Below are 18339 nucleotides of genomic sequence, written 5' to 3' on the forward strand. Positions count from 1 at the left end.
ATCCCGGTCATGTCTTATTCTTTGGGGAATTCCAGGCCCATCTCGCGATAGCGATCGGGATCGTCGCCCCAGTTCTCGCGCACCTTGACGAACAGGAACAGGTGCACCGGCACATCCAGGATCTGCATCAGCTCCTTGCGCGAGTCCGCGCCGATCGACTTGATGGTGGCGCCGCCCTTGCCCAGCACGATCTTGCGCTGGCTTTCGCGCTCCACGAAGATCGTCTGCTCGATGCGCACCGATTTGTCCTTGCGCTCCTCCCACTTGTCGGTCTCGACCGTGGACTGGTACGGCAATTCCTGGTGCAGCTTCTGATAGATCTTTTCGCGTGTAATCTCTGCCGCAAGCTGCCGCATCGGCGCATCGGACATCTGGTCCTCGGGATAGAGGAATGGGCCGGGCGGCACCATCTCCGCAAGGGTCGTGCGAATGTCGTCGACGCCATCGCCCGAGATCGCCGAGATCATGAAGGTCCTGGCAAACGGCATGCGCTCGTTGGCGGCCTGCGCCAGCGCCAAAAGCTTCTCGCGCTGGACCAGATCGACCTTGTTGATCACCAGTATCTTCTCGTGATTGACGCTGGCTGCCTTGGCAAGGATCGCCTCCGCCTCCTCATCGAGACCGGTCTTGGCATCGAGCAGCACGCAGACGAGATCGGCGTCATGCGCCCCGCTCCAGGCGGTCGAAACCATGGCGCGGTCGAGCCGGCGCTTGGGCGAGAAGATACCGGGCGTGTCGACCAGGATGATTTGCGCGTTGTTTTCGATGACGATGCCGCGGATCAGCGCGCGCGTCGTCTGCACCTTGCGCGAGACGATCGTGACCTTGGCGCCGACCAGCGCATTGACCAGGGTGGATTTGCCGACGTTCGGCGCGCCGATCAGCGCGACGAAGCCGCAGCGCGTCGCGGCAGGCGCTTCGCCGCTTGCTTCAGCCGTCATTGCCGCCGCCAACGCCTTCGCGTTCGATCATGACGGAGGCCGCCACCTTCTCCGCCGCGCGCTTGCTGCCGCCGATGCCTTCGGCCGGCGCCAGCCCCGGCAGGTCGACGGCGACGCGGAACTGCGGATCGTGATGCGGGCCGGTGCGCTCGACCTCGCGGTAGACCGGCGTCGGCAGTCCCTTGCCCTGCGCCCATTCCTGCAGCACGGTCTTGGGATCGCGCAGCGGCCGGCGCGGCTTGTGCATGCGTTCGGTCCAGTTGCGCTTGACGAACTCCGCCGCGGCCGCGTGGCCGCCGTCGAGGAAGATGGCGCCGATCACGGCCTCGCAGATGTCGCCGAGTACGCTCTTGCGCAGGCGGGCGTCGGCGCTGGGGCCGACCGAGCCGAGCTTGACGTCGTCGAGCAGACCGAGCGACTTGGCGACGTCGGCGCAGCTTTCCTTGCGCACGAGTTCGGCAAGCCGCTTGGACAACTCGCCCTCGTCGGCACTCGGGAAGGCGTGATAGAGCATGTCGGAGACGACGAGCCCGAGCACGTGATCGCCGAGAAATTCGAGCCGCTGGTAGCTGTCGCCGCGCTTGCGCCCGGACTTCAGCGCCGAGACATGCGTGATCGCCTGCATCAGCAGGTTCGGATCGGCAAAGCCGTGTCCGATGCGCGCTTCGAGCGCCGCGTTCGCCCCCTTGGCCTTGGCGCTCCGTGCCCGCTTCTTCTTCGCGGGTGTCTTGGGAGCAGCTTCGCCTTCAGGGCTCACTGGCGCCTCGGTCGGTTGGATCGCGATGTCCTTGGCCTCGTCTTTCATCGGACGATTTTGAAGAAGCGGTTCCATCTCACCGCCCACGGCCAGCGCCAGAACATCCAGGCATGCTCGCCTTCGGCGATCGAGAAGAAGATCATTTGCGCGCGGCCGATCAGATTTTCCGACGGTACATAGCCGACCTGGCCCAGGAATCGGCTGTCAGTGGAGTTGTCGCGGTTGTCGCCCATCATGAAGAAATGGCCGGGCGGCACGTTGTAGACGTTGGTGTTGTCCATGTAGCCGTTGTCGGCGCAGTCCAGCGTCTCATAAGACACGCCGTTCGGCAGCGTCTCCTTCCAGCGCTTCACCCGGGAGATGCCGCCGCCTTCTGAGCCGCACGGATCCTCGCCGACATACTCGCTCATGCGCTGCCGCTCGACCGGCGTGTCGTTGATGTAGAGCAGCCCGTCCTTCATCTGGATGCGGTCGCCGGGAAGCCCGATCACGCGCTTGATGTAGTCGGTCGAGTCATCCTTCGGCAGGCGAAACACGACGATGTCGCCGCGGTTCGGGTCCGAGCCCCAGATGCGCCCCGAGAACAGCGGCGGCGAGAACGGGATCGAGTAATGGCTGTAGCCGTAGGAATATTTCGAGACGAACAGATAGTCGCCGACCAGCAGCGTCGCCTTCATCGAGCCGGATGGAATGTTGAAGGGCTGAAACAGGAAGGTGCGGATCACCAGCGCAATCAGGAGAGCATGGATCACGACCCGGATGGTTTCGCCGAGGCCGCTCTCAGATTTTGTTCCCGAAGTCACGCTCATTGCTCTCTCAATTCCGGCCGGCGGTCACAGAGCGCCCTCCTCCCGCGCATGGCCCATCGGTTCGCGGCGTAAGGAGATTGTCCTGATTCTGATAGTGAGGGCCAATTCCGGCGTAAAGCCGAATTCACCCAGGCTGATTTGCGTCCGCGGACTTTTAGACGGTTGTCGGGGTCCACGCAATCAAGGATCGCATCAAAACTGCATAAGATATTGATTTTTAATGCGAATTATAAAATGACCACCGAACCGTCAGGACTTCGCCAGCGGGACCGCGGAAATGATCACAAAGGCCTGCGCCAGGGGCCAGTCGTCGGTGATCGAAAGGTCGATGCGCGCCTCGAAGCCCTCGGGCGTCAGGGCCTGGAGCCGGGCCAGTGCCCCGCCGGTCAGCAGCATGGTCGGCCGCCCTCCCGGCATATTGACCACCCCCATGTCGCGCCACCAGACGCCGCGCCGGATGCCGGTGCCGAGCGCCTTCGAGCAGGCCTCCTTGGCCGCGAACCGCTTGGCATAGGTCGCCACCACCATCTTCTCGTTCTTGGCGCGCCGCTCGGCCTTGGCGCGCTCGGTCTGCGTGAAGATGCGATCGAGGAAGCGCTCGCCGTGGCGCTCGATCACCTTGGCGACACGCGTGATGTCGATCAGGTCGGAGCCGATGCCGATGATCATGCCCGGCTCCGGCCGCGGTCCATCGCCGCGCGCATGCCGCGGACCGTCTCGGCGAGGCCGACGAAGAGCGCTTCGCCGATCATGTAGTAGCCGATGTTGAGCTCGACGATCTCCGGCAACGCCGCGATCTTCTCCGCGGTCGCATAGTCGAGCCCGTGGCCGGCATGAACTTCCAGCCCCGCAGCCCGCGCGAGCTTCGCCCCCGCCACGATCCGCTGCCATTCGGCCTCGGCCTTCTCGGCGTGGCCGTCGACCACGGCATCGCACCAGGCACCGGTGTGGATTTCGATCACGGGCGCGCGCAGCCGCGCCGCCATCTCGATCTGCTGAGGATCCGCCGCAATGAACAAGGAGACGCGGATGCCGGCATCGTTCAGCCGCGCGATGTAAGGCGCGAGCGCGTTGTGCTGGCCGACCACGTCGAGCCCGCCTTCGGTCGTCACCTCCTGCCGGCGCTCCGGCACCAGGCATACCGCGTGCGGCTTGGTGGCGAGCGAGATGCGCATCATGTCGTCGGTCGCCGCCATCTCGAAATTGAGCGGCTTGGAGATCTCGGCCTTCAGCCGCGCCATATCCTCGTCGCGGATGTGGCGGCGGTCCTCGCGCAAATGCGCCGTAATGCCGTCGGCACCGGCCTCGATCGCGAGCAGTGCCGCGCGCACCGGATCGGGATTGCGGCCGCCGCGCGCGTTGCGCAGGGTCGCGACGTGGTCGACATTGACGCCGAGGCGAAGCGGAGGAGCGGGCATTGCAGGGCTCACTTAAGTGACATTCCTCAACTCGTCATCCGCGGGCGAGCCCCGCGCATCCATCCTCTTCGAAAGATGAGTTGCCGGGTCAAGCCCGGCAACGACGAGCCTTATCCATTAACACGTTCGACGCGGGCGACGACCGCCTTCGCGCGCAACTGGGCTATGATCGCGCTCAGGTGCTTCAAATCGTAGACCTCGAGGTCGATCGTCGTCTCCGTGAAGTCGGGCGAGCGGCGCTGCATGCTGATATTGTCGATATTGCCGTCATGTTCGGCGATCACGGTGGCGATCTGGGCCAGCGCGCCGGGCTCGTTGACGTTCTCGACCTTGATGCGGGCAGGAAAGCGCTGCGGAGTGCTGTCCTCGATGTCCCAGCGCACGTCCAGCCAGCGCTCCGGCTCCTCCTCGAAATCCTTCAAGGCCGGCGACTGGATCGGATAGATCGTGATCCCCTCGCCCGGTGTGACGATGCCGACGATGCGATCGCCGGGCACGGCGCCGCCATTCGGCGCGAACTTGACCGGGAGGTCGGAGTTGATGCCGCGGATCGGAATGGCGACCGGGCTGCGCGGCGCCTCGGGGACCACCTTCTCCTTGAGCTTGGCGGCGAGCCCCTTCTTGCCGGCATAGCGCGCGACGCGCTCCTCCTTGTAGTCGGGATACATCGCGCGGGCGACGTCGGAGGCCTTGATCTCGCCGCGGCCGACTGCCGCCATGACGTCATCGATCGAGGCGCGGGCGAGCCGCGGCAGCGCGCCTTTGAGCTTGTCGTCGGCATATTCGATCTTGGCGCGCTCGAACAGGCGCTCGACGATGCGCCGGCCGAGGCCGGCATATTGATCGCGCACAGCCGTGCGCGTGGCACGCCGGATCGCGGCGCGCGCCTTGCCGGTGATCGCCAGCGATTCCCAAGCCGACGGCGGCGCCGACTGCGCTTCCGAGGTCAGAACCTCGACTTCGTCCCCATTCTGGAGCTCCGACGACAGCGGCGCGAACTTGCCGTTGATCTTGCAGCCCACCGCGCTGTTGCCGACGTCGGTGTGCACGGCATAGGCGAAATCGATCACGTTGGCGTGGCGCGGCAGTGCGATCAGCTTGCCTTTCGGGGTGAAGCAGAACACCTGATCGTGGAACAGCTCGAGCTTGGTGTGCTCGAGGAATTCCTCTGGATTTGCACTCTCCGACAGGATGCCGACGGTGTGGCGGAGCCAGGCAAATGCGTTGGACTCGCGCTTGAGGAATTCGGTCGGCGAACCGGCCCCTTCCTTGTAGAAGACGTGCGCGGCGATGCCGCGCTCGGCGATCTGGTCCATCTCCTCGGTGCGGATCTGGAGTTCCACGCGCTGGTTGCCGGGGCCGATGACCGTGGTGTGGATCGAGCGGTAATCGTTCTGCTTGGGCGTCGAGATGTAGTCCTTGAAGCGCCCCGGAACCACCGGCCAGGTGGTGTGGACGATTCCGAGCGCCCGATAGCAGGCAGCCACGTCCGTCACCACGATGCGGAAGCCGAAGATGTCGGACAGTTGCTCGAAGCCGACCGACTTGCGCTCCATCTTGGTCCAGATCGAGAACGGCTTCTTGCGCCGGCCATAGACCCGCGTGCCGAGGCCATTGTGGCGCAGATTGTTGGAAAGCTGCGCCTCGATTTCGCCGATCAGATTGCGGTTGCGTTCGGCGAGCGCATCGAGACGCTGCATCACCACCGAATAGGCTTCCGGATCGAGCATGCGGAAGGACAGATCCTCCAGCTCCTCGCGCATTTGCTGCATGCCCATGCGGCCGGCTAGCGGCGCATAGATGTCGAGCGTCTCCTCGGCGATGCGGCGGCGCGATTCCGGTGGCACGAATTCCAGCGTGCGCATGTTGTGCAGGCGGTCGGCGAGCTTGACCAGGAGAACGCGGACGTCGTCGGCAATCGCAAGCAAGAGCTTGCGCAGATTCTCGGCCTGCTTGGCTTCGCGCGACACCAGCTCGAGCCGCTTCAGCTTGGTCAGGCCCTCGACCAGCGCGCCGATCTCGGGCCCGAACAGCTGGTCGATCTCGGCGCGGGTCGCCTCGGTGTCCTCGATCGTGTCGTGGAGCAGCGCCGCGACGATGGTCGCGTCGTCGAGCTTCAGGTCGGTGAGAATCGCCGCCACCTCGAGCGGGTGCGAGAAATACGGGTCGCCCGAGGCGCGGGTCTGCGAACCGTGCGCCTTCATGGCGTAGACGTAGGCCCGGTTCAGCAGGTCTTCGTCGGTGTTGGGATTGTAGGATCTGACACGCTCGACGAGGTCATATTGACGCATCATGCGCGCGCGCGGCTTCGCCGGTCGCGCTCCTGCCGGCGCCGTCGGGGCCACGGCAACCGATTCGGTTGCGGCCAGCATCTGCGTGTGTCTCCGGCGCCGATACACCATGCCTTCCTGCCTTCAAACGGGCCACCAAGACGCCCGTTGTATACACCTTAGCCCCGATCCCGCGCGGTTCCGATCAATTCGATGACAGGAAACGTCGCGATCCGGCAACGCCATGGTAACCACGAAAAGGTCAACAAAAGCAAAGGCCCGAACGCGGGTTCGGGCCTTTGATCCGATCACAAGAATTCGACGACAGCGACGGAACGATTACTCGTCCTCCTCGGGCTGCTCCTCCGGCGGTGCGAGACCCTCGAGGCCCTTCAGGAGCTCCTCTTCGGTCATGCGCTCGACGGCAACTTCGGTATCGTCGGCATCGACGCTCGCGCCCGCGGAACCGATCAGCGGCACCGTATCGGGCTCGGGCTCGTCCACCTCGACGAACTTCTGCAGGGAGTGCACCAGCTCCTCGCGGAGATCCTCCGGCGAAATGGTCTGGTCAGCGATTTCGCGCAGAGACACAACAGGGTTCTTGTCGTTATCGCGGTCAACCGTTAGTTGTGAACCGGACGAGATCATGCGGGCCCGGTGGGCGGCCAGCAGGACCAAGTCAAACCGGTTGTCGACCTTGTCGATACAATCTTCTACGGTGACGCGAGCCATGGACTGTCGCTCCGCTCTGGGTGGGACCAAATATGTGGATGATGCGGGCTAGTTATAGGGGCCGGGGCGGTTTCGCAAGATCATTTTGTGATTTGGCCTCGCCAAACGGCTCTGCTACCCCCAAATTGGGGCTGGGATGGGTGGTTTTTCGGGCTACCATTGATGGCGGGCCCGGACTTATGCACCGCCGCCATAACTATACCTTGATTGCCCCGACTTCTCCGGATTTGTTTTCGACGGGACTCGGCAGCACTCTAGAACCGCGCGGACTGCCGCCGCGCCAACAATAAACGATTAATCACAACACTACGCGAGCAACTGAATGTCACCTTCTCCTACCAACAAGATCGCGCTCTTCATCGACGGGGCCAATCTCTACGCGACGGCCAAAACGCTAGGCTTCGATATCGATTACAAGCGCCTGCTGAAGGAATTTCAGAGCCGCGGGACGCTGTTGCGGGCGTTCTACTACACCGCGATCATCGAGGATCAGGAATACTCCTCGATCCGCCCGCTGATCGACTGGCTAGACTACAATGGCTACACCGTCGTCACCAAGGCGACCAAGGAATTCATCGACGCCTCCGGCCGCCGCAAGGTCAAGGGCAACATGGACATCGAGCTCGCGGTCGACGCCATGGAGCTTGCCGAGCACATCGATCAGATGGTGCTGTTCTCGGGTGATGGCGACTTCCGCTCCCTGGTCGAGGCCGTCCAGCGCCGCGGCGTGCGCGTGACGGTGGTCTCGACGATCGCCAGCCAGCCTCCGATGATCGCCGACGAGCTGCGCCGCCAGGCCGACGTCTTCACCGACCTCGTCGAGCTGCAATCCAAGCTTGGCCGCGACCCGTCCGAACGCCCCGCCCCGCGCGATCGTAGCGAGCGCGAGGCACGCCACCACGCCCCGCAATTCCTGCAGCGCGCAACCACGATGGCACCGAGGGGCGATGACGACTTCGACGAGTGAGGCGGCCCGGTTAAGCCACCAGGCCCCCACCGTCGTTCCCGACCGTGACTGTCCGCTCTGTCCGCGGCTGGTCGCCTTTCGCGAGGCGAACCGCACGCGCGAGCCGTCATGGCACAATGCGCCGGTCGCGCCATTCGGCGACACCAGGGCGCGCCTGCTGATCGTCGGGCTCGCACCGGGGATGCAGGGCGCCAACCGCACCGGCCGGCCCTTCACCGGCGACTATGCCGGCGACCTGCTCTACACGACGCTGATCGAATATGGATTTGCCAGGGGAACCTATCAGGCGCGGCCCGACGACGGCCTGAAGCTGGTCGGCTGCCGGATCGCCAATGCGGTGCACTGCGTGCCGCCGCAGAACAAGCCGCTGCCGGCGGAGATCAACACCTGCCGCCGCTTTCTCGCGGCGAACCTCGCGGCGATGCCGAACCTGCGCGCGATCGTCGCGCTCGGGCGCATTGCGCACGACACCGTGCTCAAGCCGCTGCAACTGAAGGGCTCGCAGGCCCCTTTCGGCCACGGCGCCGTGCATCAGGCCGGCGCGATCAGGCTTTACGACAGCTATCACTGCTCCCGCTACAACACGAACACGGGCGTGCTGACGCCGGACATGTTCCGCAAGGTGTTCGCGCGGGTGAAAGCCGACCTCGACTAGGCCCTGACCGGATCTTTGGCCGGATTGGCCTTCAGCCAGTCCAGGACATCGCCGGCGTTCCGGTCCGGCGGGAACACCGGATAGAACACTTGCGTGATGCGTGCGTCGTCGATGATGAGCGCGAGGCGCTTGATCAGCGTGAGCCCCGCAACCTCCATGGTGGGCAGATCGAGGGCGCGCGTGAGCTCCAGCTTCTCGTCCGACAGCACCGGGAACGGCAGATGCAGCCGTGAGGCCATCTCGATCTGGTAGTTATTGCTCTGCGTCGACAGGCCGAACACCTGCGCCGCACCGGCGGCCTTCAGCTCGGCGAAGAGATCGCGGAACGCGCAGGTCTGCGGCGTGCAGCCGCGCGCCCCCGGAATCATGTCCCAGTCGTCGACCAGCGCGATCTTGCCGGGCTCGCCGGTGCGCGGATAGGCGAACACCACGGTGCGCCCGCGCAGCGTCGACAGCGTCACCGAGGTATCGTCGGTCGCGAGCAGGCTGACCGGAGGCAACGCCATACCCTTCAGATGCGCGGCGCCCCCATCGTCGGCGGGTGCGGGAATCTTGCTCCAGTCGACCTCGGTCAAGCTTCTCTGATTCATCTCGCTAACCCCTCGCCCGCATCAGCCGGCCCTTCTCCCGGCCCCAGTCGCGCTTCTTCACGGTCTCGCGCTTGTCGTGCAGCTTCTTGCCCTTCGCAACCGCGAGCTGCAGCTTGGCGCGGCCGCGCTCGTTGAAGTAAAGCTTGAGCGGGATCAGCGTCATGCCTTCGCGGTCCACCGCGCCGATCAGCTTGTTGATCTGCCTGCGGTGCAGGAGCAGCTTTCGAGGCCTCTTGGGCTCGTGGTTGAAGCGGTTGCCCTGGAGATATTCGGGGATGTTGGCGTTGATCAGCCAGATCTCGCCGTTCTTCGAATCCGCGTACGATTCCGCGATCGTGCTCTTGCCGTTGCGGATCGACTTGACCTCGGTTCCGGTCAGCGCAATGCCGGCCTCGACCGTGTCCTCGATCGCGTAATTGAAGCGGGCTTTGCGATTCTCCGCCACGACCTTGATAGGACGTTCGTTCTTATCGGCCATGGCAGACAAATCCGATCGAGATGCGCGTCAACGCTAACAGTTTGGACGAAGCGCGCGCGTCAAGACTTCTTGAGGAGATCGCGGATCTCGGTCAGCAGTTCGACCTCCGCGGATGGCTTCGGCGGCCCTGCCGGCGCGACCTCCTCCTTGCGCTTCAGCTTGTTCATGGCACGGATCACGAGGAACAGCACGAAGGCGATGATGATGAAGTTGATCGTCAGCGTGAGGAAGCTGCCCCAGGCCAGCACGGCGCCTTGCTTTTTCGCATCGGCCAGGTTGGCGGCGGTGACCTTCGCCGACAAGGGGGTGAAGTAGTTTGAGAAGTCCAAGCCGCCGGTGGCGGCGCCGATGATCGGCATGATCACGTCGCCGACCAGTGAATTGACGATCGCGCCGAACGCCGCGCCGATGATGACGCCGACCGCGAGATCGACGACGTTGCCCTTCATGGCGAATTCGCGGAACTCCTTGAGCATCTGCATGCCCCTCTCCTCGACGCCCATGAAAAGCTCTCCCTAAAACGCGAATGCGTCAGTTGATCAGTCCGGCGTGGACCATGGCGCTGCGCACCGCAACGCGCGTCGGCTCGGAGACCGGCACCATCGGCAACCGCAACGTCTCGTCCATCTTGCCGAGCAGAGACAACGCATACTTGATCGGCGCCGGATTGCTCTCGATGAAGAGGTTGTTGTGCAGCGGCATGAGCTTGTCGTGCAGCTTCAACGCGGTGGCGTGATCGCCCTTCTGCCAGGCTATGTGGAATTCCGAGCACAGCCGCGGCGCGACGTTGGAGGTCACCGAGATGCAGCCGTGGCCGCCATGCGCCATGTAGCCGAGGATGGTCGCATCCTCGCCCGAGAGCTGGTTGAAGTCCTCACCCATCGCCGCGCGCTGCTGCGACACCCGCACCATGCTGGCGGTGGCGTCCTTGACGCCGGCGATGTTCTTCAGGTCCCACAGCCGCTTCATGGTGTCGACCGACATGTCGATCACGGAGCGCGGCGGGATGTTGTAGATAATGATAGGAATTCCAATCGCATCATTGATCGCCTTGAAGTGCTGGTAGAGCCCTTCCTGGGTCGGCTTGTTGTAGTAGGGCGTCACGACCAGCACGGCGTTCGCGCCCGCCTTCTCGGCGTGCTGCGCGAGCTCGATGGCTTCCTTGGTCGAGTTGGAGCCGGCGCCGGCGATCACGGGCACGCGCCCCTTGGCCTCAGCAATGCACCATTCGACGACCTTCTTGTGCTCGTCATGGCTGAGCGTCGGGCTCTCGCCGGTGGTGCCGACCGGGACGAGACCGTTGGTGCCCTCGGAAATCTGCCAGTTCACCAGCGAGCGAAACGCGGCTTCATCCAGAGAGCCATTCTTGAACGGCGTGACCAAGGCGGTGAACGACCCCCGGAATTTCGACTTGGCTGCCATGGACTTCCTCCGTACGCGGCTGGCTTTAGAGCAAGCCCCATACATATCGGGTCTATCCCGACCGTAAAAGGGCCGCTTCCGCGTGACGCACCGTTTAGGCCGCGATTTTGCCGCGGTGGTGGTGCAAACCCGCCCAAAGTAAGCGGCTGTTGGTGATTTGTCCGCATATTCAATCGAATACTGCTAGGTCTTGAGCCACTTGACTGATTCGGGGCGACGAAACGCCGTGACTTTCTTTCCTCGTGCCACATGGCGATCCGCCGGTCTGGTCGCATGCCTGATGGCAGGGCTCTCGGTCGGTTGTGCCGCCTGGGCCAAGTCCAATGAGGCGCCCCCTGACGGGGCCAAGGACACCGTCAAGGAAACCGCGAAGCAAGCCCCTAAGGAAACCACGAAGGGACCCTCCAAAGGATCGGCCAAGGGAACAGGCAAGGACGCAGCGAAGGGAACGAGCAAGGAAGCCGCTAGCGCCCCCGCCAAGGATGCCGCGAAGAAACCGGCCAAGGATGCCGGCAAGGAACTTGCAAAGGACAAGCACAAGCCTACGGCAGCGGCCCCCGCGCCAAAATCACGACCGACCGCCAACGGTTCGCCCCCCCAGGCCACTCCTGCGACGGCCACCGTCCGACCTGCCGCCCCGACCGCCGTCAGACCTGCCGCTGCCCCTGTGCTGGCTCCGGCGACCCGCCAGCACGCGGCGCCGCGCAAGCCGGTGCTGCCGGCCGCGGTCGCTGCGACGTCGTCGACCTCGCAAGGTGACAAGGACACGCTGGAAAACGTCATCGAGCTCGTGCGCAAGCGCCGGTCGGGCGATGCAACCAACGCCGAAGCGGCCATCTCCGACCCCGTCGCGCGCAAACTTGCGGAATGGATCATCCTGCGCAGCGAGGACAATGGCGCGAGCGTGGAGCGCTACCGCGCCTTCCTCTCCGCCAATCCGAGCTGGCCATCGCAGACCTTCCTGCGCCGGCGCCTCGAGGCCGCGATGTGGGACGACAGGCGCGACGATTCGGTTGCGTGGTCGTGGTTCGAGAACGAGTCGCCTATCTCCGCCAAGGGCCGCTTCTCGCTCGCCAAGGCGATGCTGGCGCGCGGCGACCGCGCCAACGCCGAGCGGCTGGTGCGCGAGGCCTGGCGCAGCGATCCGATGTCGGAGGACACCGAGAACAACGCGCTCGACCAGTTCGGCGCCCTGCTCACGCCGGGCGACCAGAAGGCGCGGATGGACTCGCTGCTCTACGGCAGCGAGCACGAAGCCGCGCTGCGCGCCGCCAAGCGCCTCGGCGCCGGCTATGTCGCGCTCGCCAAGGCCCGCATCGCCTCCTACAGAAAGGCGCCCAACACGCGCGCGCTGCTCGAGGCGGTGCCGCGCGAGCTGCACGGCGATCCCGGCTACATCTTCAGCAAGATCCAGCTCCTGCGTCGCGAGGAAAAGTTCGCGGAAGCGGCCCAGCTCATGCTGTCGGCGCCGAAGGATCCGAACCGGCTCTACAATCTCGACGAATGGTGGATCGAGCGGCGCCTGCTCGCGCGCAAGATGATCGACACCGAGGAGTTCCGCAGCGCCTATCTGATCGCGCGCGACGCAGCGCTGCCCTCGCGCGACATCTACAAGACCGAGCAGGAATTCACCGCGGGATGGATCGCGCTGCGCTTCCTCAACGATCCCTCGACCGCCGCCCAGCATTTCGCGCGCATCGGCGTCGGCAGCGTCAACCCGACCACGCTGGCGCGCGCCGGCTATTGGCAGGGCCGCGCGGCGGAAGCCATGGGTCGCCAGCAGGAGGCGCGCAACGCCTATGCGCGGGCGGGCGAGCAGTCGACCAGCTATTACGGCCAGCTCGCCCGCGCCAAGCTCAGCCTGCCGCAGATCGCGCTGAACAGCGCACCGCACGGCCGCGGCGCCGAGCGGCTGGAGATCGTGCGCGCGGCGCAATTGCTCTACGAGCTCGACGAGCGCGAGCTCGCGGTACCGATGCTCGCCGACATGGGCGAGAACGGCGACCCCGAGGCGCTTGCCGGCCTCGGTGAGCTCACCCAACGCTACAGCGACGCGCGCGGCATGCTTCTTGTCGGCAAGGCCGCGCTCAATCGGGGCCTGCCGTTCGACTTCTACGCCTACCCGGTCAACGGCATTCCGCAGTTCTCGCAGATCGGCCCTGAGGTCGAGCGCAGCATCGTCTATGCCATCGCGCGGCAGGAAAGCGCGTTCAATCCGTCCGTGGTCTCGCCGGCGCAGGCCTATGGGCTGATGCAGGTGACGCCGGATGCCGCGCGCTACGTCTGCAAGCGGCATGGCGCGACCTACGACCTGTCCCGGCTCAAGAACGATTCGGCCTACAACGCAACGCTCGGCGCGGCCGAGCTCGGCGGACTGCTCGAGGACTATCGCGGCTCCTACATCATGACCTTTGCCGCCTACAATGCCGGCCGCGGCAGCGTGAAGAAGTGGATTGACCGCTACGGTGATCCGCGTGACCCGAAGGTCGATGCGGTCGACTGGGTCGAACTGATCCCGTTCTCCGAGACGCGCAACTACGTGCAGCGGATCATGGAGAATCTTCAGGTCTACCGCGCCCGCTTCGGCGGCGGCACGCGCCTGCAGATCGAGGCCGATCTGCGCCGCGGCACCGGCAGCGTGGAGTAGCGCCGCCCTACCCTATATGCGCTCGTCCGGGCCGATAGGGGGCCCGCCCCGTGGAAGCGGCTGCCGCTCCCGATCCGAATCGTAGAGCCCGGTCGAACGCGATCTTCACGCCGCCCCTGGAAGCGAGGGATTTGAGAGCGGCGAGCTGTTGCCCGGTAGATCGGCGACCGCGGCCAGGCCGCCCATCGAAGGCCAACGCGTTGATTCTCTCCAGCCACGACGGTCGCGGCCTGAGTCGTTCGCAGGCAAATGCCGGAACGGCCCGCAGATGGACGATCGCCGTCGTGGATTCAGGAAGCCTCGACTGTACGCAGAGCGATGTGGCTCGACATGCAGCCCCGTCGGACGACCATGTTCCGGCAGCGCCTGCGGATAAAGGTAGCTTCGGGCGCGATCCCAACCGGCAAGCCTGCGCCTTCCGCAGCGATCGAAGATACCGCCTCATCTCTGAGCGCGTTCGGCCCGCGACGGGCTCTCGGTGCGGTCCTGCGCAACCCGGCGAGGGCATCAACCTGGTGCGCATCTTCGCGGTGCCAGCAAGCTCAGACCGGCAAAGAAAAACCCCGGCGGTTTCCCGCCGGGGTTCTCATTCAGATCGTTAGACCGGAATTACCAGTTGCGCTGAGCGCGGAGGAGCAGGGTGAAGGTGTCCTGGTCCTTCAGCTCGTACGTAGCGACCGGCTTGGCCGGCACAGCGATAATCGCCGCCGGGGTCACGAAGCCCGAGTACTTCTGGTCCAGATGGCTCCAGGTGAAGTCTGCCGAGAAGGTCAGGTTCTTCACAGGAGTCCAGCGGGTGATGATACCAGCCTGGCCGATGTTGAAGTCCGGGTTACAGGTCGAACCAACCGAAGCGATCGTCCCGAAGACGGCAGCGCTGCAGATCGTCGACTTGGCCAGCGTGCCGAACTGAGCCGCTGCGTAAGCACCGTAGACCGAGGTGTTCCAGTACGGATCCCAGTTGTGGGTGTAAGCACCGCGGAAGCCCCAGGTCTTGACCGTCTCCTGGCTGCTGCCGTTGATGAACACCGTGTCAGGGGCCGACGCAAAGCCGACGCTCTGATAGGCCGAACCCGAGCTGCCGAACATCGCGAACGTGCTGCCCGCGAGGTTCTGGAAGTTGTAGCGGGTCGCGCCGTCCGTGTAGACGCCCGACACGTTGATCGTGTCACCCGCGCCGGTCGGGATGTTCTTGATCGACAGAGCGAGCTGAACCGCCCAGCCCCACTTGTCGTCGGGGTGGCCAGAGATTTCGGTCTGCTGGTAGTAGGCGACGTGGTTGTCCTTCGCGGCCACCGACGCCTGGAACAGACCCCAAGCCTGGTCGACACGAACCATACCGACGAGGTTCGGCGAGCGCGTGCCGCCGATGCTGCCGGTGTTGCCGATCGAACCGGCGAACAAGCCAAAGCCGCCAGTCGCACCCGGGGTGATGTTGAGGTTACCAGCCTGATAGTACTGGGTCACGTCTTCGGCCGAGAACGACGCCGTCACGCCCTGACCGAAGTCAGCGGTGTAGGTGAACTGGTTGACGCCGGTGACCGTGCCCGAACCGCCGACGAGACCGTCGAAGTTGTTGCCCGGGTAGTTGGTCCAGGGAGCGTCGAACTGCGACACTGCCTTACCCATCGTGAAGCCAGCGAACTGGATGAAGGCGTAGTACACGCCGAGCGAGCCGCCCGAGGTGTTGCCGTCGGTGCCGTTGACCGAGCCAGAGCCCGAGCCGAACAGCGACACCGGGCTGGCAGCCGTGCCAACCGGGTTCGGGCCGACGCCGAGCGTGCCGCTATACTGGGTCGCACCAGAGCCGCTGTTGGTGCCGACGTAGTTGCCGGTCGTCCAGGAGAAGACGCCATCGAAGAAAGTACGGACGACGCCGTACTCGGTCGCGGTGCGCGTGTCGATGTTGAGATCTTCACGAGCGCGCATGGTGTAGTAGTTCGTCAGACGGTTGCGTGCACCGTTCGCGCCCTGAGACGAGACGTTGAACTGGCCGCTGATGTCCGAGTTGGTGTTCAGCGCGACTTCAGCGCGCAGATAACCACCCAGCTTGATGCAGGTGTCAGTGCCCGGGATGTAGTAGAATCCGGCACCGTACAGGGAGCAGATCTTCACGTATTCGACCGCTTTGGCCTTCACGGGGAGATCGGCTGCCTGCGCTCCGCCAACGGCGATCAGACCCGCCGCTGAACCGAGCAAAAGGCTCTTAACCAACTTCATGTTAAACCTCCAAGTTGCTCTATAGGGAAGGTTCCGGATCCGCTGGGTGAAACACCCTAAGGTTGGTTCCCTTGTCCCTTTAACTCACCGCTTAGTCGCTTCGCGCCTTCGGACACACCCGCATGAACGCGAGGGACTTAAGCGAACCACCTAAAACGGGACGACCTCGGGATGCCCCCCTCCGTCGCTCGGTCACAATTACCGAACGTCCTTGCACACACAACAACAGAACGCTCCGAAGCGGGCCTATGAAGCGCGTTTTCCGACGGGTGTTGCACAAATAACACGCAGTTGTGATCGAGGCGCCTCGGCAACACATTGGTTTTACTCGTCTTTTTCAGACGGTTCCATTTGTCGCCAAAATTCCGACGCAACGCTCCAGAGGCGGAGCCCCCCACCGTGTTGCGGTTCTGACGCGATCGAATCGTGGAATCGACGAAAGGACTCAGCAGAGCGCGGAAGGTCCCAAAGACGGCCGCGACGAACGCGCGGAGTTCCCGGAATGCACAAGGTCACGCGCGGCAGGAACACTCTCTATATCGACCGGGAGGATGCGATATGGGCCGGAAGGATGGGCCGGGATGCCGCGAGATCGATTCGGGGTTCAGACTTGGCATCTTGACTGGCGGAGACGGAGTTCGCTCGACGAAGCAAATTTCTCGAAGAATTCAGCTATTTCTGATTTTTACCCACACTTTGACTCATACAACGCCGAGGATTGGCGCGACCTGCCCCTTCCAGACAGCGGACCGCGACTGGCTCAGCCGCCGGTTCGTCACGGGCAGGTGCTGATGACCCTTGGGCTGTTTGAGGCGGACTCCCCTAGCGGCCCCCTACCCGCGGGATACATCCTGGTAAACATCACCGCGCATCTCAAGCAGCGGGCCCGATCCGAAGATCGGCGGCAATGAGCAATTCCTGCTCGGGATGCTGATCGACGCGGTCCTGACGGTCTGCGCCTCTTGGGCTGCATTCTCGCCTTGCGGTTAGCTGCTCGACGGCACCCTTGAGCCTCCATCCGCATTTCTACTCATTACCAATTGTGCGAATCTGCAATTGACTACCCGCGCCGGTTGAGTATCGATACTCTGGGGCTGGGCGCCATCTTTCGTTTTTGTGAGTGCGATCGGTTGTTTGGCTGTCCCGGCTTCGTTTTTCTGGAAGCCAACGGGACATTCATGCTCAAGGAATTCGTTCAGGCCTCTGAATCACTGATCTACAACGACGCCACCATGTACAGTGTTGCGGCCGTCGGGCTCTGCGCCTCCGTTGGCCTCTATTATCTGGGCGACTACCTCTTCAGCGATCGAGAGCCCGAAGGATCTGCGGCATCGGAGACCAGCGACGGCATTTAGGCCGGCTAGCTCACGTCGCCGGATGGATGCACATGAACGTCACGACGGCCCAGACATTTGGGCATCGGTCACACCTGCGCCTTGCGTGGTGAGCACCGCAACGCTGGTCGAGTTCTGCACCGGCTGGAGCCGCTGACCGTTCGCCGAGCTGGGGCGCCAACATCGCTGGCGCGCGGGATTAGTGGATATTCAGGAGACACTCTAGGCAGAGCAAGACCAGATTGATGAACTGCGCTGAAAAGGAATTGCCGCGTGAGATATTACGTTGCTGGGGCGGGAATCCTGATTGCCGGATTGACCCTTTAACTTGGCATCCCTCCCGCCCCCGGTGATGCCGACTTGGAGCTCTCAAGGTTCGTTGGTCTGCCCGGCCGGGTACCACTTCCACCCCATGCGGCGCCTTTGTAGCGTGATCAAGGAGACGCCTGCAATTATAGCTCTCACCTGGGCGCTCGCAGCAGCAATCGTATTTCCGCCTCTCTTGGTCATCTATCGCGGTTTGTTGTCTCTAGTTGACGAAACGTCGAACTGAGAGCTACGCGCCATAGCAGCCCCTTCCACCTCGCCGGGTTCTCGCCATCGCGCAGCTTCTTGGCCTTCGCCCAGTCGAGGATGTTCTCGATGCGGCTCGCGCCCGGCTTGCCGTCTCGGTGCGGGCGTTCCAGAACGTGGGCGCGTTCTCCCCCGCGCCCACCGGCTGCTCGAGCACCTTGAGCACGAGGTCAGTGGTGATGCTGCCGACGGGCAACTTCCCGATGATCGGATAGGCCCACCTCTCCAAGGTCGCCGACCACTGCTCGGCGTGCTTGGCGTTCTTCCAGCCGGACCGGTGGGCCTTGATGTAGGCCTTGCCGCATTCCTGGAAAGTGGTCGTCTTCGCCTTCTCTAGCGCGCTGGCTTGGTCCTGGAACTTGCGGACCTTTCAGGCGAATGACGCAAATGATCAAGAATGACCTTTGCCAGGAAGTGCTATAGATTCAGAGGGTTGGCGAAGGATGGCGAACAACGCGCTGGCGGAGACGGAGGGATTCGAACCCTCGATAGGCCTTTACAAGCCTATAACGGTTTAGCAAACCGC

Annotated in this window: 16 protein-coding genes and 1 pseudogene; 4 read left to right on the forward strand and 13 right to left on the reverse strand. The window is 63.8% G+C overall.

Features of this window, described 5'->3' with window-relative positions; translation table 11 throughout:
- Positions 1-14: 14 nt before the first annotated feature.
- The 7 genes from era to rpoZ all read right to left on the reverse strand — a co-directional run bounded on the left by era (position 15) and on the right by rpoZ (position 6927).
- Entirely contained in the window at positions 15-941 is a 927-nt protein-coding gene (era, locus tag AXW67_RS21230; RefSeq protein ID WP_027553135.1) for a GTPase Era, read from the reverse strand.
- Positions 931-1746: a ribonuclease III gene (gene rnc / locus AXW67_RS21235; protein WP_027553134.1), complete on the reverse strand. Its 816-nt coding sequence runs from the start codon at positions 1744-1746 to the stop codon at positions 931-933. Before rnc ends, era begins: the two co-directional genes overlap by 11 nt.
- A complete protein-coding gene (gene lepB, locus AXW67_RS21240; protein WP_027553133.1) occupies positions 1743-2507 on the reverse strand; it encodes a signal peptidase I in 765 nt (254 codons plus the stop codon). Before lepB ends, rnc begins: the two co-directional genes overlap by 4 nt.
- 249 nt (positions 2508-2756) lie before the next feature.
- Positions 2757-3176: a holo-ACP synthase gene (gene acpS / locus AXW67_RS21245; RefSeq protein WP_027553132.1), complete on the reverse strand. Its 420-nt coding sequence runs from the start codon at positions 3174-3176 to the stop codon at positions 2757-2759.
- Complete coding sequence (locus AXW67_RS21250) at positions 3173-3925, reverse strand: pyridoxine 5'-phosphate synthase (protein ID WP_027553131.1); 753 nt, start codon at positions 3923-3925, stop codon at positions 3173-3175. The genes acpS and AXW67_RS21250 overlap by 4 nt, the downstream gene beginning before the upstream one ends.
- 110 nt (positions 3926-4035) lie before the next feature.
- Positions 4036-6327 carry a RelA/SpoT family protein gene (locus AXW67_RS21255; protein WP_027553130.1) on the reverse strand — a complete coding sequence of 764 codons (2292 nt, stop codon included), beginning with the start codon at positions 6325-6327 and terminating at the stop codon, positions 4036-4038.
- A 207-nt stretch (positions 6328-6534) separates the two neighbouring features.
- Positions 6535-6927, reverse strand: coding sequence for a DNA-directed RNA polymerase subunit omega (rpoZ, locus tag AXW67_RS21260; RefSeq protein WP_027522935.1), 393 nt, complete (start codon positions 6925-6927; stop codon positions 6535-6537).
- 322 nt (positions 6928-7249) lie between these two features.
- Here rpoZ and AXW67_RS21265 point away from each other — a divergent pair, with 322 nt between their 5' ends.
- Positions 7250-7894 (forward strand): LabA-like NYN domain-containing protein, encoded by a 645-nt coding sequence (locus AXW67_RS21265; RefSeq protein WP_027553129.1) that lies wholly within the window; start codon positions 7250-7252, stop codon positions 7892-7894.
- Positions 7875-8549, forward strand: a complete 675-nt coding sequence (locus tag AXW67_RS21270; RefSeq protein ID WP_063679413.1) for a uracil-DNA glycosylase — start codon at positions 7875-7877, stop codon at positions 8547-8549. Before AXW67_RS21265 ends, AXW67_RS21270 begins: the two co-directional genes overlap by 20 nt.
- Here AXW67_RS21270 and AXW67_RS21275 read toward each other — a convergent pair.
- From AXW67_RS21275 to dapA, 4 genes are read right to left on the reverse strand one after another with little or no spacing between them, the layout of a single operon-like run.
- On the reverse strand, positions 8546-9139 hold the full coding sequence (locus tag AXW67_RS21275) for a peroxiredoxin (RefSeq protein WP_063679414.1): 594 nt from the start codon (positions 9137-9139) through the stop codon (positions 8546-8548). The two genes, AXW67_RS21270 and AXW67_RS21275, sit on opposite strands and share 4 nt — an antisense overlap.
- A gap of 4 nt (positions 9140-9143) precedes the next feature.
- A complete protein-coding gene (gene smpB / locus AXW67_RS21280; RefSeq protein ID WP_027553126.1) occupies positions 9144-9617 on the reverse strand; it encodes an SsrA-binding protein SmpB in 474 nt (157 codons plus the stop codon).
- A gap of 59 nt (positions 9618-9676) precedes the next feature.
- On the reverse strand, positions 9677-10093 hold the full coding sequence (gene mscL, locus AXW67_RS21285) for a large conductance mechanosensitive channel protein MscL (protein WP_063679426.1): 417 nt from the start codon (positions 10091-10093) through the stop codon (positions 9677-9679).
- Positions 10094-10148: 55 nt separating this feature from the next.
- Entirely contained in the window at positions 10149-11039 is an 891-nt protein-coding gene (gene dapA, locus AXW67_RS21290; RefSeq protein WP_063679415.1) for a 4-hydroxy-tetrahydrodipicolinate synthase, read from the reverse strand.
- A 280-nt stretch (positions 11040-11319) separates the two neighbouring features.
- Between dapA and AXW67_RS21295 the strand changes: the two genes are divergently transcribed.
- Positions 11320-13686: a lytic transglycosylase domain-containing protein gene (locus tag AXW67_RS21295; RefSeq protein WP_063679416.1), complete on the forward strand. Its 2367-nt coding sequence runs from the start codon at positions 11320-11322 to the stop codon at positions 13684-13686.
- A 609-nt stretch (positions 13687-14295) separates the two neighbouring features.
- Here AXW67_RS21295 and AXW67_RS21300 read toward each other — a convergent pair.
- Positions 14296-15906 carry a porin gene (locus AXW67_RS21300; RefSeq protein ID WP_063679417.1) on the reverse strand — a complete coding sequence of 537 codons (1611 nt, stop codon included), beginning with the start codon at positions 15904-15906 and terminating at the stop codon, positions 14296-14298.
- Positions 15907-17084: 1178 nt separating this feature from the next.
- On the opposite strand from AXW67_RS21300, the gene AXW67_RS42790 reads away from it, so the two are divergent.
- Entirely contained in the window at positions 17085-17261 is a 177-nt protein-coding gene (locus AXW67_RS42790; protein ID WP_161491277.1) for a hypothetical protein, read from the forward strand.
- Between the two features lie 535 nt (positions 17262-17796).
- On the opposite strand, the pseudogene AXW67_RS45070 reads toward AXW67_RS42790, so the two are convergent.
- Positions 17797-18114: pseudogene (locus AXW67_RS45070) on the reverse strand (phage integrase central domain-containing protein); the annotation flags it as partial.
- Between the last annotated feature and the right edge of the window lie 225 nt (positions 18115-18339).

Origin of the sequence: Bradyrhizobium neotropicale, from assembly GCF_001641695.1 — a bacterium.
GTDB lineage: Bacteria > Pseudomonadota > Alphaproteobacteria > Rhizobiales > Xanthobacteraceae > Bradyrhizobium > Bradyrhizobium neotropicale.

Bases quoted from the DNA above. Each gene is read 5' to 3' on its own strand.
- era (WP_027553135.1), bottom strand. From the start codon at position 941: ATGACGGCTGAAGCAAGCGGCGAAGCGCCTGCCGCGACGCGCTGCGGC.
- rnc (WP_027553134.1), bottom strand. From the start codon at position 1,746: ATGAAAGACGAGGCCAAGGACATCGCGATCCAACCGACCGAGGCGCCA.
- lepB (WP_027553133.1), bottom strand. From the start codon at position 2,507: ATGAGCGTGACTTCGGGAACAAAATCTGAGAGCGGCCTCGGCGAAACC.
- acpS (WP_027553132.1), bottom strand. From the start codon at position 3,176: ATGATCATCGGCATCGGCTCCGACCTGATCGACATCACGCGTGTCGCC.
- AXW67_RS21250 (WP_027553131.1), bottom strand. From the start codon at position 3,925: ATGCCCGCTCCTCCGCTTCGCCTCGGCGTCAATGTCGACCACGTCGCG.
- AXW67_RS21255 (WP_027553130.1), bottom strand. From the start codon at position 6,327: ATGGTGTATCGGCGCCGGAGACACACGCAGATGCTGGCCGCAACCGAA.
- rpoZ (WP_027522935.1), bottom strand. From the start codon at position 6,927: ATGGCTCGCGTCACCGTAGAAGATTGTATCGACAAGGTCGACAACCGG.
- AXW67_RS21265 (WP_027553129.1), top strand. From the start codon at position 7,250: ATGTCACCTTCTCCTACCAACAAGATCGCGCTCTTCATCGACGGGGCC.
- AXW67_RS21270 (WP_063679413.1), top strand. From the start codon at position 7,875: ATGACGACTTCGACGAGTGAGGCGGCCCGGTTAAGCCACCAGGCCCCC.
- AXW67_RS21275 (WP_063679414.1), bottom strand. From the start codon at position 9,139: ATGAATCAGAGAAGCTTGACCGAGGTCGACTGGAGCAAGATTCCCGCA.
- smpB (WP_027553126.1), bottom strand. From the start codon at position 9,617: ATGGCCGATAAGAACGAACGTCCTATCAAGGTCGTGGCGGAGAATCGC.
- mscL (WP_063679426.1), bottom strand. From the start codon at position 10,093: ATGCTCAAGGAGTTCCGCGAATTCGCCATGAAGGGCAACGTCGTCGAT.
- dapA (WP_063679415.1), bottom strand. From the start codon at position 11,039: ATGGCAGCCAAGTCGAAATTCCGGGGGTCGTTCACCGCCTTGGTCACG.
- AXW67_RS21295 (WP_063679416.1), top strand. From the start codon at position 11,320: ATGGCAGGGCTCTCGGTCGGTTGTGCCGCCTGGGCCAAGTCCAATGAG.
- AXW67_RS21300 (WP_063679417.1), bottom strand. From the start codon at position 15,906: ATGAAGTTGGTTAAGAGCCTTTTGCTCGGTTCAGCGGCGGGTCTGATC.
- AXW67_RS42790 (WP_161491277.1), top strand. From the start codon at position 17,085: ATGCTCAAGGAATTCGTTCAGGCCTCTGAATCACTGATCTACAACGAC.